Consider the following 2,482-nt stretch of genomic DNA (forward strand, 5'->3'; position numbering starts at 1 on the left):
ATGATGAAGTTAATGCAAAATACCCTTGATTTTCCATTAAAACAGAATTAATCTAACAAAAACTATTTAAGAGGATGGATATAAAATGACAAGAAAGTTTAATTCAAAAACAACGATAGTTACTATTTGTCTAGTAGTTGTCATTTCAGTAGTAACTATATATATAAGTTTCAATAATTTAGACGCAATTAAAAAGAGTAACGCTCCTAAGGTCTATAATTTGAATTATTCATCAGACTATGAAGTGAATGGAGATATCGAAGGTCTTGCTAATAGTGCGGATTTTATAGTTTTAGGACATTATAATAAATATATTGAAAATTGGAATATGGGCGAAAATCATGAAGGTGAAATATATTCTTTTGTTGTTGATCAAGCGCTTATGGGTAGTTTAAAAGGTGAAATTGAAGTGTCAATTCCCCACTCTATATATGTGTCAACCGAAGTAGATGGGAAAGAGTATGGGAATGATGTAATTGTCTCAAATTATCATAAGCCAAATTTAGATAAACAGTACGTATTATTTCTGAAAAAACTTCAAACAAGGGATAGTTATGGCCCTTCATCCGTACCATTCCAAATTGAGATTGTAGGAAATACAGTTGAACTTAAATATAATGAAGAAATTCCCTCTGATATTAAGACAAAAAACAATGATGTTATTAAAATAAATTATGAACAGATTGATTTGAATGGGCAGGATAAAGTTTCTAGATTAACTAAAAATGAATTATTTGAACAACTTAATGCAGTCATATCTAATATCAAATAAGTATACATTCTAAAACAAGAGATAGACTCAAATGGTACATACGAATTGATCTTATGTACTATTTGAATTACTTTAGAGATAAATAAATGAAATCCTTTGAAATATAGTAAAAAAACAGAGCAAATTCTACACGCTTGTAGATTAGCTCTGTTTTTAAATCTTTACTCAACTATGAACCTTAACTTAGCATAAAAATAAAACCGAAATTAATCAATATTAAATTTGTTTACATCTATAGTAAGATCTTCAGCTAAGGTTGCTTGGTGCATTGATGAATCAGTTACATTTTGTAATGCATGTAGTGTTTCAGAAATATTATTTTTGATAGCGTTTGTATTCATAGCTGATTCATTAGATACTTTAGAGACATTTTCTATTGCATTTTGGATTTCTCCCATTGACTGCATCATTGTTTCCATTGACACAGCAATATCTTTTGCCATTTCAGCAAAGAGGATGGCATCTTGCTCATACTGTATTCCGTTTTCTTGGAATGCATCATAATCACTATGAACCTTATCATCCATAAACGTCAATATATCTTGAGCGTTACTTGACAATTTCACAAAAGCATTTTCCACTCTATTAGTGACCACTTGAATATCTTGAACCGTTGCCGTTGACTGATCAGCTAATTTCCGTACTTCATCTGCAACTACAGCAAAGCCTTTACCATGTTCACCAGCTCTTGCCGCTTCTATAGCTGCATTTAAAGAGAGTAAATTAATTTGATTAGCAATTTCAGCAATTATATTAGACATCACTTTTACTTCAGAAACAATTTTTCCTTCTTCGATTGATTGAAGTACAGAATGTTGTTTTTCAGCAAAAAGATTACGAGCAATATTTGAAGATTCAATTGCTGTATTTTTTACTCCGATTGCACGTACTCTTATTTTTTGACAATTTTCTACCCCACCATCTATTTCTTCTTTAATTTGAACAACGTTGCTTAGCATGTCGTGAGTAGTTGCATTTACCTCTTCAGTTGCTGCGCTGATGGTTTGACTGCCATATGCCACCTCTTCAGCAGAATGATTAATTTCATCCATCGAAGCATTTACTTCTTCTATTGTTGCAGAAAGTTCTTCACTCATAGCACTTAAATCTTGAGAAGTATGACTTACTCTACCTACGAGATTTTGTATTTGTGCTACTGATTGATTTAACGAATGAGCTATTTGACCAAAATCATCTTCATATATGATCGTTGCCCGTTTCGTTAAATTTCCTTTACCTAATTCCTGTGAAAAATCTAAAATAGAATTTATTGATTGTCTTATGTACTTTCTTAAAAAAACAAATATACCTAGAGAAACAATTAAAACAATAATAATTATTATAATAGTTTTTATAGTAAGACTCTTTGCATTATCAAGATTAACCTTATTAATATTTCTGGCACTATCAAGATTTATTTTCTCTAGTTCATTAACGATCGTATCTCGTTGCTTTTCAGCTAAAATCATACTTGTTTTCAATGCTCGATTCTCTTGAAAGGTTTGACCATCTAAAATGTTTTGAGTAAGGTTTGATTGAACCTCTCTATATCTCTTATTTACTAATTCTAGTTCATCCACTAGACTTTTTTGTTCCTTACTCATTCTTGTTTTTTTAAATAAATGTAATAATTCATCATTTTTTACTTGTAGTGATTTTATCTCTTGATCAATACTTTCCAATTCTGATTCATCGGTTGTCAACATCATT

1 protein-coding gene and 1 pseudogene are annotated in these 2,482 nt (G+C 30.4%); one reads left to right on the forward strand and one right to left on the reverse strand.

Translation table 11 applies throughout. The features are described 5' to 3' along the window. Positions 1 to 85: 85 nt before the first annotated feature. On the forward strand, positions 86 to 772 hold the full coding sequence (locus V7014_RS25850; protein WP_335511768.1) for a hypothetical protein: 687 nt from the start codon (positions 86 to 88) through the stop codon (positions 770 to 772). Positions 773 to 978: 206 nt separating this feature from the next. Here the strand turns inward: V7014_RS25850 and V7014_RS27405 are convergent. Continuing rightward, positions 979 to 1,506 (reverse strand): annotated as a pseudogene (locus V7014_RS27405) (methyl-accepting chemotaxis protein); the annotation flags it as partial. Positions 1,507 to 2,482: the final 976 nt, after the last annotated feature.

This window comes from Bacillus sp. JJ722, assembly GCF_036963345.1.
In the GTDB taxonomy this organism is placed as follows: Bacteria; Bacillota; Bacilli; order Bacillales; family DSM-1321; genus Bacillus_AD.

Excerpts from the sequence above, each read along its gene's own strand:
- V7014_RS25850 (WP_335511768.1), top strand. The coding sequence starts at position 86 with ATGACAAGAAAGTTTAATTCAAAAACAACGATAGTTACTATTTGTCTA.